This is a genomic window from Curtobacterium ammoniigenes NBRC 101786, from assembly GCF_001571045.1.
Taxonomy (GTDB): Bacteria; Actinomycetota; Actinomycetes; order Actinomycetales; family Microbacteriaceae; genus Curtobacterium; species Curtobacterium ammoniigenes.
The window spans coordinates 509,538-523,568 of the sequence record NZ_BCSV01000001.1; the positions used below are offsets into that span (position 1 = coordinate 509,538).

At 69.5% G+C, this 14,031-nt stretch carries 9 protein-coding genes; 6 read left to right on the top strand and 3 right to left on the bottom strand.

Annotated features, from left to right (window positions below; all coding sequences use genetic code 11):
* The first annotated feature begins 24 nt into the window (after positions 1–24).
* The 3 genes from imuA' to CAM01S_RS02280 are packed head-to-tail and all read left to right on the top strand — an operon-like array spanning position 25 to position 5,875.
* Entirely contained in the window at positions 25–852 is an 828-nt protein-coding gene (gene imuA', locus CAM01S_RS02270; RefSeq protein ID WP_157071355.1) for a DnaE2-dependent mutagenesis accessory factor ImuA', read from the top strand.
* The gene (locus CAM01S_RS02275) at positions 849–2,426 is read left to right on the top strand and encodes a DNA polymerase Y family protein (RefSeq protein ID WP_066515673.1); all 1,578 of its coding nucleotides are present in this window, start codon (positions 849–851) and stop codon (positions 2,424–2,426) included. The genes imuA' and CAM01S_RS02275 overlap by 4 nt, the downstream gene beginning before the upstream one ends.
* Positions 2,426–5,875, top strand: coding sequence for an error-prone DNA polymerase (locus tag CAM01S_RS02280; RefSeq protein WP_066516729.1), 3,450 nt, complete (start codon positions 2,426–2,428; stop codon positions 5,873–5,875). Before CAM01S_RS02275 ends, CAM01S_RS02280 begins: the two co-directional genes overlap by 1 nt.
* A 25-nt stretch (positions 5,876–5,900) precedes the next feature.
* On the opposite strand, the gene CAM01S_RS02285 is transcribed toward CAM01S_RS02280, so the two are convergent.
* Together CAM01S_RS02285 and CAM01S_RS02290 are read right to left on the bottom strand one after the other, a co-directional pair.
* Complete coding sequence (locus tag CAM01S_RS02285) at positions 5,901–7,385, bottom strand: sensor histidine kinase (protein WP_083527652.1); 1,485 nt, start codon at positions 7,383–7,385, stop codon at positions 5,901–5,903.
* A 21-nt stretch (positions 7,386–7,406) separates the two neighbouring features.
* A complete protein-coding gene (locus CAM01S_RS02290) occupies positions 7,407–8,084 on the bottom strand; it encodes a response regulator transcription factor (protein ID WP_066515683.1) in 678 nt (225 codons plus the stop codon).
* Positions 8,085–8,359: 275 nt separating this feature from the next.
* On the opposite strand from CAM01S_RS02290, the gene CAM01S_RS02295 reads away from it, so the two are divergent.
* Positions 8,360–8,965: a hypothetical protein gene (locus tag CAM01S_RS02295; protein ID WP_066515686.1), complete on the top strand. Its 606-nt coding sequence runs from the start codon at positions 8,360–8,362 to the stop codon at positions 8,963–8,965.
* On the opposite strand, the gene CAM01S_RS02300 is transcribed toward CAM01S_RS02295, so the two are convergent.
* Entirely contained in the window at positions 8,909–10,069 is a 1,161-nt protein-coding gene (locus CAM01S_RS02300; protein WP_066515689.1) for an FUSC family protein, read from the bottom strand. The two genes, CAM01S_RS02295 and CAM01S_RS02300, sit on opposite strands and share 57 nt — an antisense overlap.
* Positions 10,070–10,224: 155 nt before the next feature.
* On the opposite strand from CAM01S_RS02300, the gene CAM01S_RS02305 reads away from it, so the two are divergent.
* Together CAM01S_RS02305 and CAM01S_RS02310 are read left to right on the top strand one after the other, a co-directional pair.
* Complete coding sequence (locus CAM01S_RS02305; RefSeq protein ID WP_169795809.1) at positions 10,225–11,472, top strand: phosphotransferase enzyme family protein; 1,248 nt, start codon at positions 10,225–10,227, stop codon at positions 11,470–11,472.
* Between the two features lie 393 nt (positions 11,473–11,865).
* A complete protein-coding gene (locus tag CAM01S_RS02310) occupies positions 11,866–14,001 on the top strand; it encodes a DEAD/DEAH box helicase (protein ID WP_066515699.1) in 2,136 nt (711 codons plus the stop codon).
* Positions 14,002–14,031 lie beyond the last annotated feature (30 nt).

A 14,031-nucleotide genomic window follows, 5' to 3' on the forward strand; every position in this document is an offset into this window, starting at 1 on the left:
GTGCCGGTTGACATGATCGAACACATGTTCGAATATGAGGGCATGGTCACTGCTCCAGCATCACGCCGCATGGAGGGCCGCCGGGGCACGTCCGATGTGCAGCGGAGCGGTGATTCGAGCGGGCCCCAGCACGACGCAGTCGGTGAGGCCCGTGCCGCGCTGGAACGCATCACGGCGCTCCGCGCCCGCATGGCGGACATGGAGGACACCCGGGTCGACACCGGCGCGTTGCCGACCATGGCGGCGGTGCAGCCGCTCCTGCCCGGCGGGGCGATCCGATCGGGGGCCGTGTACTCGGTGCAGGATTCGTTGCTCCTCGTCTCCGCGATGATGCAGGCCGTCTCCGCAGCGGGATCGTGGTGCGCGGTGGTCGGTGAGCCGTCGTTCGGCATCGAGTCGGCGCACGCCGTCGGCATCGATCTCGAGCGTCTTGTCCTCGTGCCCGATCCGGGCGAGCGGTGGCTTGCCGTGGTGTCCGCGCTGGCCGATGTCGCCACGATCGTGGTCGCCCGCCCGCAGGGGCGTATCACCCCGGGTGATGCCAACCGCATCGCCGCTCGGCTTCGACAGCGCGGTGCCGCGTTGATCGCGCTGGGCGCATGGCCGGGCTCCGAGGTGACGCTCCGTGTCACGGAACGCAACTGGGATGGCATCGGTCATGGGTTCGGTTTCATCGGGGCCTGCCGAGCCACCGTCACGGCGAGTGGCCGTGCCGGTTCGATGCGCCCGATCCGACACGAGCTCATGCTGCCCGCGGCGGATGGCAGCATTCAGCAGGCCGCCCCTGCACGACAGCACGATCGTCCCCACCATGACACTCCGTCCGTCGTATCGATCGCTGTCGCATCATGAACGCCGATCCCACGCGAACCATCGTTCTCTGGTGTCCGGACTGGCCTGTTCTGGCTGCTACACGGGCATCCGGCGCTGATCCGGAGCGCCCATTCGCGCTCACCGCGTCCGGCCTGGTGCATGCCTGCTCGCGCGCAGCCCGGGCGGACGGCGTACGCCGCGGTCTGCGCATCCGCGAGGCACAGGCACGCTGCCCGGAACTCGTCGTCGAACCATACGATCCCGCTGTCGACCATCGACAGTTCGAACCGGTGATCCGCGCGGTCGAAGCCGCGGTGCCCGGGGTGCAGCTCATCCGACCGGGCACTATCGCGGTCCGTTCCCGGGGGCCGGCCCGGTATTACGGCAGCGAACGGGCAGCGGCACTGACCCTCATCGGCATCGCGGACGATCATGGTGCACCAGCTGTCCGAGCAGGAGTCGCCGACACCCCGTTCGCGGCGGAGCTTGCCGCTCGCGCACGCAGCGCAGCCGCGGAGCCCGCCCCCGTCCGGATCGTTCCCGCAGGGGAGTCGGCAGCGTTCCTCGCACCGATGCCGCTGAGTGTTCTGGGCGATGCCGATCTCGCAACCGTGCTCGATCGCCTCGGTATCACCTCGCTGGGCGCATTCGCCGAACTGACCGATGAGCAGGTGCGCGACCGATTCGGGCCGACCGGTGTGTTCCTGCATCGACTCGCCGGCGGTCGAGATCCGCGGAGCGTGACCGCACGTGCCGTGCCACCTGATCTGACGGTACGCGCTGTGTTCGAACCCCCGCTCGACCGTGCCGATCAAATCGCGTTCTCATTTCGGCAGCACGCCGACACATTCATGGACCGGCTGCATGCCGCACGGCTCGTCGCCACCGCTATTCGTGTCAGCGTTGTCGACGATGCCGGGCATCTCCTTGAGCGCACCTGGGCGCACCCGCGGGTGTTCGATGCCGTCGACATCATCGATCGGATTCGCTGGCAGCTCGACGGGGGCGGCGACCCGACCGGCCTTCACGCACCGGTCGTCGCTGTCGCGCTCGACGCGGACGCCGTCGACGATGTCGACAACCACGAACGCGGCCTGTGGGGTGGCGGACCGGATGAGCGCGTCCACCATGCTCTTGCACGCGTCCAAGGACTCGTCGGTCATGACGGGGTCATCACCACCCGAATCGGTGGCGGGCGAATGCTCGCCGAGCGGATCATCCGGGTGCCATGGGGTGACACCCCGGTCGGCGGTGAGCGTGCGGTCGCCGTCGCGCGGGCCCGACCATGGCCCGGAAAGCTGCCTGGTCCGCCGCCATCCACCGTGCTCGATCGACCGCAGCCCGTGGATGTGGTCGATGCGCGCCAGCGCGCGATCACCGTGGACGAGCGCGGCATGCTGAGCGACACCCCGGCACGATTCCGTGCCGACGCCGATCGCGGCGGCCGGTTCCAAGAGATCACCGCCTGGGCCGGACCGTGGCCACTGGTCGTCCGATGGTGGGAGTCAGGGGGGCGCCGGCTCCACCGTCTGCAACTCGTCGATGCCGACACACGAGCGTGGTACCTCATGCTCGCCGACGGGCGATGGTGGGCCGAGGCGGTGGCGGGCTGATGGGATACAGCAACCCGCCCATCTCATGGTCTGAGTTCGAACGCGCGCTCTCCGACCGTCGCGCCCCCGGTACCGCAACTCCTGGCGATGGCGGCGACAGTCCTGCTTGGTCCCGAAAGCGGGCGCCGTACGCGGCGCAGCCCCCCGGCCGTCTCGATGTTCACGAGGACGCCCCGCACGTGCCCTACGCGGAGCTGCACGCGCACTCCACCTTCAGCTTCCTCGACGGTGCCAGTCAGCCGGAGCACCTGTTCGAAGAAGCCGCTCGACTCGGACTGCACGGACTCGCGCTCACCGACCACGACGGCCTCTACGGTGCCGCCCGCATGGCAGAAGTCGCGGAGTCCTACCCCACGATGACCACCGTGTACGGCGCTGAACTCTCCCTGGGGTTGCGCGCGCCGCAGAACGGTGAACCAGATCCAGAGGGTCAGCATCTGCTGATCCTCGCCCGCGGCCAAGACGGGTACCACCGGCTTGCCGGCGCTGTCACCAGTGCCCACCTTGCGGGCGGAGCCGAGAAGGGGCGCCCCGTCTACGACCTCGATGACCTCGCTGCTCGAGCCGACGGCCACTGGCAGATCCTCACCGGCTGCCGCAAGGGAACCGTTCGCAGCGCGCTCGCTGCGGGCGGTCCCGATGCCGCTGCCACCGCCCTCCAGGAGTTGATCGATCGGTTTGGCACCGACCGTGTCACCGTCGAGCTGTTCGACCACGGCGATCCGATGGCGAGTGCGGCGAACGACGCACTCGCGGAGCTCGCCGACCGGCATCGGCTCGGCACCGTCGCCACGGGGGTGGTCCACTACGCCACCCCGGACCGATTCCCCATCGCGACCGCGCTCGCCGCGGTCCGGGCACGCCGGGGCCTCGATGAGCTCGACGGCTGGCTTCCCGCGGCGAACACGGCGCACCTTCGCTCCGGCGCGGAGATGGCTCGACGATTCGACCGATATCCCGGTGCCGTTGCGCGCTCCGTCGCACTCGCCGACGAACTCGGGTTCCGCCTCCGCAGCGTCGCACCTGGCCTGCCCGACCTCGACGTCCCTGCACCGCATACGCCGATGTCGTGGCTGCGAGAACTCGTCTGGGTCGGGGCCCGGCGCTTCTACCCAGGATCAGCCGACGGCGTCGACCCGTCGAAGCGTGCGCGCATCGAGCGCGAACTCGCCGTGATCGAGGAGAAGAACTTCCCCGGGTACTTCCTCATCGTCCGCGACATGGTACAGTACGCCCGCAGCCGGGGCATCCTCTGCCAAGGCCGTGGCTCGGCGGCGAACTCGGCCGTCTGCTACCTGCTCGAGATCACCGCTGTCGACTCGATCCGCTACGGACTTCCGTTCGAGCGCTTCCTGTCGAGCATGCGCGACGAAGAACCCGACATCGATGTCGACTTCGACGCAGACCGACGCGAAGAGGTGATTCAGTACGTCTACGCCAAGTACGGCCGGTTCAACGCCGCACAGGTCGCCAACGTCATCACCTACCGGCCGAAGGGCGCCGTCCGCGACATGGCGAAGGCCCTCGGACACAGCCCAGGGCAACAGGACGCCTGGTCCAAGCAGGTCGAACGATGGGGGTCGGTCATCGAAAGCGATGACCACGACATCCCCGATGCCGTCGTCGCGCTCGCCCGCAATGTCCTCGGTTTCCCGCGACATCTCGGTATCCACTCGGGCGGCATGGTGCTCACCGACCGGCCCGTCGGCGAGGTCGTCCCCATCGAGCACGCCCGAATGGACGGGCGAACCGTGCTGCAGTGGGACAAGGACGACTGCGCCTACATGGGGCTCGTCAAGTTCGACATGCTCGGCCTCGGCATGCTCGCCGCGCTGCAGTACACGTTCGATCTCGCAGCGGAGCACTGCGGTGAACGCTGGGACATGCACTCCATGCCGAAAGAAGAGCAGGGCGTGTACGACCAGCTCTGCCGTGCCGACACCATCGGCGTGTTCCAGGTCGAGTCCCGCGCACAGATGGGCACGCTCCCTCGGCTGCTGCCCCGACGCTTCTACGACCTCGTGATCGAAGTCGCGCTCGTACGCCCCGGTCCCATCCAGGGCGGCGCCGTCCACCCGTACATCCGTCGTCGGACCGGCGAAGAGCCCATCACCTACCTGCACCCGTCACTCGAACCGGTCCTCGAACGCACCCTCGGCGTGCCGCTGTTCCAAGAGCAGCTCATGCAGATGGCGATGACCGTCGGAGGCTGCTCCGGCGAAGACGCCGACCAGCTCCGGCGCGCCATGGGATCGAAGCGTGGACTGGTGAAAATCGAGGCGCTCCGCGACAAGCTCTACCTTGGCATGGCGTCGAACGGCATCACCGGCGATGACGCCGACGCGATCTACGCGAAGATCCAAGCCTTCGCGAACTTCGGCTTCGCGGAGAGCCACTCCATCAGCTTCGCCCTCATCGTCTACGCCAGCGCGTGGATGCGCCTCCACTACCCGGGCGCATTCCTCGCCGCGCTCTTGCGCGCCCAACCCATGGGGTTCTATTCGCCGCAGTCGCTCATCGCCGACGCCCGCCGGCACGGCGTCACCGTGCTTCGACCGGACATTCTCGCCTCCGGCGTCGACGCGACGCTCGAACCGCTCGAACCGCTCGAGCCGCTCGACCCTGGGAACACCGCGCCTGCCGCCCGCGGACGCGACCAGTGCCTCCAGACCGAACAGCCGCCGGTCCTGCCATTCGATCGCGACGCCCCGTTCAGCACTGACGACCATCGCCGAGACGGCGCATTCGCCGTCCGACTCGGACTCGCCGCCGTCACCTCCCTCGGACGACGAAGCGCCGAACGCATCGTCGCCGAGCGCACCGCGAACGGTCCCTTCATCGACCTCGCCGACCTCGGCCGCCGTGTCGGACTCACCCGGGCGCAGATCGAAGCGCTCGCCGCGGCCGACGCGTTCGCCTCCATGGGCGTCGACCGCCGTGGCGGCATGTGGTCCGCCGCAGCCGCCGCAGCCGAGCGACCAGACCAGATCGCCGGCACCCAGGTGGTCGTGCAACCGCCGCTGTTCGGGCAGATGCGCAGCGACGACATCCTCATCGCCGACATGTGGTCCACCGGGGTCACGACCGATGACCACCCCATCCGCCACGTCCGCGCGGCACTCCAGGCCCGGCACGTCCTGCGGGTCGGTGACCTCCACACCGCCGAATCCGGGAGGCGCGTCGAAGTCGGCGGGATCGTCACCCACCGCCAACGCCCCGCCACCGCATCCGGCATCACGTTCATGAACATCGAGGACGAGACCGGGCTGCTCAACGTCATCTGCAGCGTCGGCGTCTGGACTCGATTTCGGCGAGTCGCCCGGGAAGCGCCCGCGCTCATCGTCCGCGGCATCCTCGAGCGGTCACCCGACGGCGTGCTGAACCTCGTCGCCGATCATCTGGAGCGGCTGCCGCTCGCCGTACGCACCCGATCCCGCGATTTCCATTGAGCGCAGGATCGAATCAGCGGATGGGTCAGCGCCCATCCACCTCGGGCACCGTCACCGTCACCTCGAGACCACCCGTGGGCAGATTCCGCAGCGAGGCCGACCCGCCCGCTCGCTCGGCGACAGCACGCACGATCGCCAGACCCAGACCGCTCCCGCCGAGCACAGCGCCACGATCCGCAGACGACCGCGAACGCCGCGCCTCGTCCGGGCGGGTGAACCGGTCGAAGGCAACCGGAACGAACGACTCCGGAACCCCAGGTCCGTCGTCCGTGACCCGAAGAACGCCCCGGCCCGGCTCGCTTCGCCACGTCACCAGCACCGAACCGCCGGACCCCAACGCGGTGACCGCGTTCCCCGCGATGTTCGTCACCAACTGCGACATGCCCCCCGCGTCCAGACGGTAGTGCGGCTCGACGGTGCCCCCGCCGATCCCGGGACCCGACCCGCCGACCGCGACCGGCGCCTCCAGATCGAAATCGACCGTCACGTCTTTCGTGCCCGCGATGAGCCGCACCCGGTCGACGGCGGCCATCACCTCATCGCCGAGCGTCGACCAGTTCGTCGGGCGCATCGGCTCGACGAGCTCCACATCCTCACCGGACTCCTCCATGCGCGACAGCGTCAGCAGATCGTTCGCAAGCCGCGACAGACGCGCGACGCTCTGCTTCGCGCGGTCGATGTGATCCGCCAGCGCGATCGCGTCGCCCTTGTCCAGCGCGGCGAGATCCAGCTGCGTCGTCAGAATCGCCAACGGCGTTCGGAGCTCGTGGCTGGCATCCGACACCATCTGCCGCTCACGCTCGGTAGCCTGTCGGCTCCGCGCCAAGAACGCATTCAGCGTTCGGGCCAGCGAGGACAGCTCATCCTGCGCGGGGCCGACCGGCAGCACGGCGCGGTGCGAGGCGCCGCTCAACCGTTCCGCCTCCCGCCGCATCGCCGTCACCGGACGGAGCGCCGCGGTCGCCAAGAGCCACGTCGCCAGACCGAACGCGACAAGGATCACGAGGCCGGTCACCGTCAACGTGTCCGTGAGATCGTTGACGACGATCTGTTCGGACTGCGCGTTCCGAGCGGCGATCACCGTCCACCGGCCGGCACCGTTCACCGGATGCTCCACCACCACCCGGTACTGCGAGCCGTCGACGGCGATGAACGATGCGGACGCCTGCGCCGTCGTCAACCGCGCGAGCTCGTCCTCCACCGCGTTCGGCATCGTCGACAGTTCGATGCTCCCGTTCGGCGAGACGACCGCGACCAGCTGCGCTTCTCCCGGCGGATGCAGTGTCGGCGTCGTCTCGGACTCGACGACCGAGACATAGGGGCTGACATCAGCCTCCAGCAGTGTCTTCGTCGCGTTCGCCACCACGATCACGACCTGGAGGCGCATCACGACGACCAGCAGCGCGATCACGACCGCGGCGATCGCCGTGCTCCCGATCGTCAGCCGCGACCGGAGCGACAGCATCCGCAACGGACGCAGCGCGTTCATCAGACGGGCGACGCGAAGCATCGGTGCACGACCGTCAGGCCGCTAGCGGCTGACGGTATCGAGACGATAGCCGCGACCGCGAACCGTGCTGATCGACACCGAGGCGGCGTGCGCGGTCAGTTTCTTCCGCAGATACGAGATGTACTGCTCCACGACGTTCGGGTCCACGTGCTGCGACCCGTCCCACACCTCTTCCAGGATGCGCGGGCGGTCGACAACGCTCCCCGCCGACCTCGCGAGCAGGCGCAGCAGCGCGAACTCCGTGGGGCTCATCGCAACGCGCTGACCGCCGATCGCGACGCGGCGCGCCTCCGAATCGATTGCAACGTCCGCGACCTCGATGACACGCGGCGCCCCTGCGGCCTCACGGCGGCCGAGCGCGCGGAGTCGAGCGGTGAGCTCGGCGAACGCGAAGGGCTTCGTCAGGTAGTCGTCCGCACCGGAATCGAGCCCGTACACGCGATCATCCACCGCGTCGCGTGCGGTGACGAGCAGGATCCGCATCGGATCGTCGCGCTCGCGAATGCGCCGGGACAGCTCGAATCCCGACATTCCCGGCATCATCACATCGACGACGGCCAAATCGAATGCTTGATCCGACAACGCGATCAGAGCCTCCACGCCGTTCTCGACCGCCGTGACGCGGTACCCCTCGGCAGCAAGCCCACGCTCCAAGAGCGCACGCATCTCATCGTCGTCTTCGACCACCAACAAGCGCATCGACTGACCTCCTCAGACCATCGTGGCACGCAGCCCGCTAGCCGACGGCGACCCGCGGCCGTTTCGCATGAACCTCATCACAGCCGAGAGGTTCTGCGGTCTCGCGGACGGCCACCACAGCGCGGATGTCACCAAGCGCTCTCACGGGCCTGGCGCTCCGGACGAGCGCGGCCTGCGCATGGTGGACCGTGGATCATGGCCTTTCCCGATGCGGCCGTTATGCTGCGCACGACCCGATGCACCCGACGCGTCGTGGACACCCCAGGGGGAACGAAATGACCGACGTCGGCAACGGCACCGACCCCGCTCTCCGACGACTGCGGCGCGAGTTCATCGCCGCGCGCGAAGGCGTCTTCGCCGTCGCAGCGCTGCCGTCCGCCCAGCGGGCGCGCGTGCTCGTGGCCTATCGCACCGAACTGCCCGACCTCGCGGCGCGTAGTGCGGTCGACCACGGCGTCGGGCCGGTGCTCCACACACTGCAGGCATTTCTCGCCGACGGCCCCGACGCTCCGAGCGCCGGCATCGGGGCGGCCTGGGTGACCGCCTTCTGGAACGAGATCGTGTCCGACGCGCGCATCGCTGCTCAGGCCGCGACCGGCACGGTCGACGAGCCCACCACGGTCGACGCGACCGACACGGTCGACGCGACCGACGAGCCCGACGCGACCGACGAGCCCGACGCGACCGACGAGCCCGACGCGACCGACGCTGTTGACGAGACCGAAGCCGTCGATGAGCCCGACGCGGCCGAGACGGTCGGAGGAGCGGAGCGCCGTAGCAGCCCCGTCCCCACCGACATCGCCGGGGTTCGTTCGAGCGCCGTGTCAGTCGACGTCGCCGAGCAGCTCCTCCCGGACTCGGCGGATGTCCTCCAACAGTGAGCCGATGACCACCCAGTAGTGCTCGTTCGGACGGACGACCTCGACCGGGCTGGTGAGCGCCGACTCCGCGGCGACCGGATCGACGTCCGGTGTGCCGCGAAGCGCGTCCGGTGGTGCGACCGTCGGCCGCGCAAGAGCATCGGCTGCATCGGAAGACCGTGTCAGCGCCTGGTGCCACGGAAGCGGGGCGGCCGGACGCGCCTCCGAGAGCGTCGCGGCGTCTGCACGCGCGACGAGACGGCGCACGTCCGCGGCGATCCGGGCGATCTCCGTGGTGATCCGATGCATCGCCGGATCGTCGAAGAGCGCCGGGGACGCGTTGTCGCGCACGGCTCGCGTCATACCGATCACACGCGTCACGAGCACCGCGAGATGCCGGGCAAGCGCCTCATCCCGGTCGAGCAGCGTGCGGGCGCGGCCGCCGCGAGGATTCATGGTGAGCGACTCCCGCGCAGCGCCCGTCGCGGCATCTGCGGACCGCTGCAGACCGCGCAACGCGCGTGCCGCCTCCAGATCGCGTTCCCACCCGGTCCGGTCCTGCGCCTCGGTGACGCCGATCGCGATCCGCTCGAACGCCGCCGCGGTGTCCCGGCCAAGCCGGCTCACCGCGAGATGCGCCGGGCCGAGCAGAACCGGAGGCACGATGAGCGCGTTCACGATGAGTGCGACCGCCGCTCCGATCAACGTCTCGAGGATGCGGTTCCCCGCGTACCCCGGCGTGACGACGCCGGTCGTGAGGACGAGCATCCCGCTGATGCCGACCTGCGTCGCCGAGGTCGGTGTCAGACGAAGCGTCCACGCGAGCGCGATTGCGGCGACGATCACCAACAACACCACCCAGACGGAGTCGCCCAGGGCGAGGTGCGCAAGCGTGGCGAGGAGCACCCCGAGCACCACCCCGGCACTCCGCTCGAGCCCCTTCACGAAGGACTGATTGACGCTCGGCTGGACGACCAGCAGCGCGGCGATCGCCGCGAACGTCGGGAACCCCGCAGGCACAAGCACGCGCGACAGCAGCACCGCGGCGACGACGGCGACCGCGGTCTTCACCATCTGCAGCAGCGGCGACCGCGAGGACTGCCGAAGCCGCGCCACCGGATTCACAACCCCAGAGCGTACCGATTCGAGCGCGCTCCGCTCGGGGTCTGCTGACGCCTGTGCACGGCACAAGCACAGGCGAGGCGAGCCGGACGGGACCCGGCGGCGACGCGTCGCCGCGAATCCGCGCGCCAGCCGTCCGGACACGGTTGACTGTGGACGTGTGGCCGAGCTACGAATCCGTGCTCCCAGCCGCGTTCGCCGGAACGGGAACGACGGTTGTGGCGTCGCGCGCGCACTCGGTCGAACCCTCGGGGAACGGGTACCTCTACGGCTACGAGGTCGACACGGTCGACGCTGCCGGCAAACGCGCCACCGTGCTGACGTACGTGGACACGGGCGGTACCCACGACGAGAACAGTGCGCTCGTCGTCGACCCGGCCACTGACCAGCCGGTCTCCGTCTGGGCCTACCCGAATGACCCGGGCCTCCCGGTGCTGCCGCTCGTCACCTACCGCAACGCCGCCGTGGAACTGCTCGCGTCCCTCGGAGTCACGGTCACGGCACCGACGCTCTCGGTCGCCGCGTACCGTCCCGGGAAGCGCGCGGTGATCCGACTCGACGCCGCGGAGGGCACGTATTTCCTCAAGCTCGTCCGGCCGCACCGCGTCGCGCCGATCGCCGAGACGCACGAACGATTCCTGGAGGCTGGCCTCCCGGTTCCGCCGGTCGTCGCGCGCCGCGGGGACGGACTCCTCGTTCTCGATCGCGTCCGAGGGGTCCCGGCCGGGAGCGCGATCCTCGATATCGCCGACGATCCGCGGTTCGTCGCCTCGCTCGCCGCGCTGATGGGTCGCATCGCCACGGTCTCGCTGACGCAGCCCGCTCGCGCTGACGCCATGGACCACGCCGACTGGCACCGGAAGACGTTGGCGCAGGCGCTCCCGGACGACGCAGCGGAGATCGAACGGCTGTACGACGCGATCGGACGCCGATCGATCGGGTGGCCCGCGAGCGACCGGGCAGTGGTCCACGGGGATCTGCACCTCGAGCAGATCTTCGTCGACCCCATCGAGCCGTGGCGGATCACGGGGCTGCTGGACGTCGACACGGCCGGATGGGGCTACCCGGTGCGCGATGCCGGCGCGGTCGTGGCGCATCTCGTCGTCACCGCGCTCTGGCATCGCTCCCGCAGCGATGACGCGCGCGGGGCTGCGGCGGAACGACTCGCGGACGCGATCGCCCGCGATTGGGTCGCCAGACACCCGGACGACGCGGAGCGGGTCGGGGCAGCCATCGGCGCGCAACTGCTCGCGCACGCCGGCGGGCAAGCGACGACCGGCTCGTCGATCGGTGTGGCGACGGCTCGCGCGCTGCTCGATGCGACCCGCGCGGCCGTTGTCGAGTCCGCGCTGGAGATGCCTCCGGCAGGAACGATGCGGCCGCGCTCCGTCCCCCGCTCCGGCTGACTCCGGGGCGCGCAGTTCCGTCATGCGCGTCGGATCGCCCAGGCGCCGCGCCTGCAGTACGATGGTGCTATCGCATCGAGCGGGCCGACTGGCCGCATGCACATCGATGCGAGCCAGGAACCACGCGGGGCGGCTGTTCCCCGTGGCCACCACGACGGCGACGATCGCACAGCATCTGCTGTTCGGCCGACCGCATCACCGCGCTCCGTAGCGCGAATGCGTCGGACGTCTCGCCGCTCGGATGGCGCATCGGCGCGGTCTCCGCCGAGCCGAAAGCAGCGAGCACAGCGGCAGTCCTGCGAGCTGCCGATCAGCACATGCGCCGGCAGACGCCGGAACGCTTCCGCCGCACTGGCGGTGTCCCGCAGCAGTCGCGGGACAGAAGGAGGAACGGTGGCTCGAACTGGTAGCCGACGTGCGGCAGGCGGCACGCGCACTGCGCCACGGCGGACGCGTCCGCTCGACAACGACGGTGTGATCCCCGTGCTCGCTCGCGCGGTCCGCGAGGTCGAGGCCGCCGCGCAACGCGGACCGCTCCGCACGACGAACCGATCGAAGTTCCAGGCCGTCGCGCTCCTCATGCGCGAGGAGCGCGCCCGCGTGAAAGCGAGCACGGACCTCACCGACAGTCAGCGCGCCGAGCAGTTGAAACGCCTTGACGGCGTTGCGACGATCCTCGCCAAGACCGCTGCGCGGGACACCTCCGTGATCCAGCTCCTCGCCGAAGAGGCCCCCGTGGCAGAGGCGACGCGGACGGCGAAGCGCGACATGATGCTGGCCGGTGGCATCGAGTTGCCGCCGGAGGAGCTGGTCATCGCAGCTGCGCCGACGCCGGTCGAGGACAGCCAGGAGCGTGCGGTGGTCCCTGCGTCGATCGTCGCGCGGCAACTCGCGAACCCGTTCATGGCGCCGGACTTCGCGCTCGCTGCGCGCCCCGTCGCCCACCCGCGCCGGCTCGCCAACTGGGAGCTCTTCGGCCCCCTGTTCAAATCGTTCGAATACGGGGCGGGCGGCCAGTCCGCCTCCATGGCGCTGCCGGAGCCGACGACGCTCACGACGCCGGCCGGCGCTGCGCTCATGAAGCACCAGGCGGAGCTGATCGCGTCAGCCGCAGCAGGACACCGGACGTTCCTGCTCGCTGACGAGCCCGGACTCGGGAAGACCGCGCAGTCGCTCCTCGCCGCCGACGCTGCCGGGGCATTCCCACTGCTCGTGGTCGTGCCGAACGTCGTCAAGACGAACTGGGCTCGGGAAGCAGCGCGCTGGGTCCCGAACCGCACGGCAACCGTGATCCACGGCGATGGCGACGATCTCGACGGCTTCGCGGACATCATCATCGTGAACTACGAGATCCTCGATCGGCACGTCGGCTGGCTCTCGACGCTCGGATTCCGGGGCATGGTCGTCGACGAAGCGCATTTCATCAAGAACAAGGACTCGCAGCGGTCGCGGTTCGTGCTGCAGATCGCCGAGCGTATCCGTTCGCGCACTGCTGAGCCGCTCCTGATGGCGCTCACCGGAACGCCGCTGATCAACTCCGTCGAGGATTTCCGCACGATCTGGCAGTACCTCGGCTGGATCGATGACAAGAAGCCCCGTGCTGAGCTGATGAACCGGCTTGAGGACATCGGGCTGACGCCGGCGGATCCCGGGTTCTTCCCGGAGGCCCGACGCGCGGTCATCGACATGGGGATCGTCCGTCGTCGAAAGGTCGACGTCGCCGCGGACATCCCGGCCCGCAGGATCGCGGACATTCCCGTCGAGCTCGACGACGAGGCCGGTCGCTCGATCCGGGATGCCGAGCGCGAGCTCACCGCGAAGCTCGTGCGCCGCTATTACCAGGCGCTCGAGAACCGGACCGGTCAGGCGCCCGTGGTCGGTATCGACCACCGTCTCGTGCGGCAGGTCGCGCGCTGGGAGCTCGAGGACCAGGACGCCTCGCCGACAGGCGAGAACGTGTTCTCCATGGTCCGACGCATCGGCCGTGCGAAGGCGCAGCTCGCCGCGGACTATGCGGCGCAGCTCGCATCGAACGTCGGCAAAGTGGTGTTCTTCGCCAAGCACCTCGACGTCATGGACCAGGCCGAAGAGGTTTTCGCGCGGCGCGGGTTGCGCACGGCCACCGTCCGGGGCGACCAGACGCCGACCCAGCGCACATCGCAGATCGACGCGTTCGTCAACGACCCGGACGTTGCGGTGATCGTGTGCTCGCTCATGGCGGCGGGCGTCGGGTTGAACCTGCAGGTGTCGTCCAACGTCGTGCTCGCCGAACTCTCCTGGACGTCGGCCGAGCAGACGCAGGCGATCGACCGCGTGCACCGCATCGGCCAGGAGGAGCCGGTCACCGCGTGGCGGATCATCGCCGCGCAGACGATCGACACGAAGATCGCCGACCTGATCGACAGCAAGGCGTCGCTTGCGGCTCGGGCGCTTGACGGATCGGACGAGGAGATCGCCGACTCGGGCGACATCCAACTCGACGCGATGGCGGCGATGCTCACGGAGGCGCTCGAGCACGGAGCCCGGTGATCGGAGCAGCTGTCTCGGGCTGGTAGACAG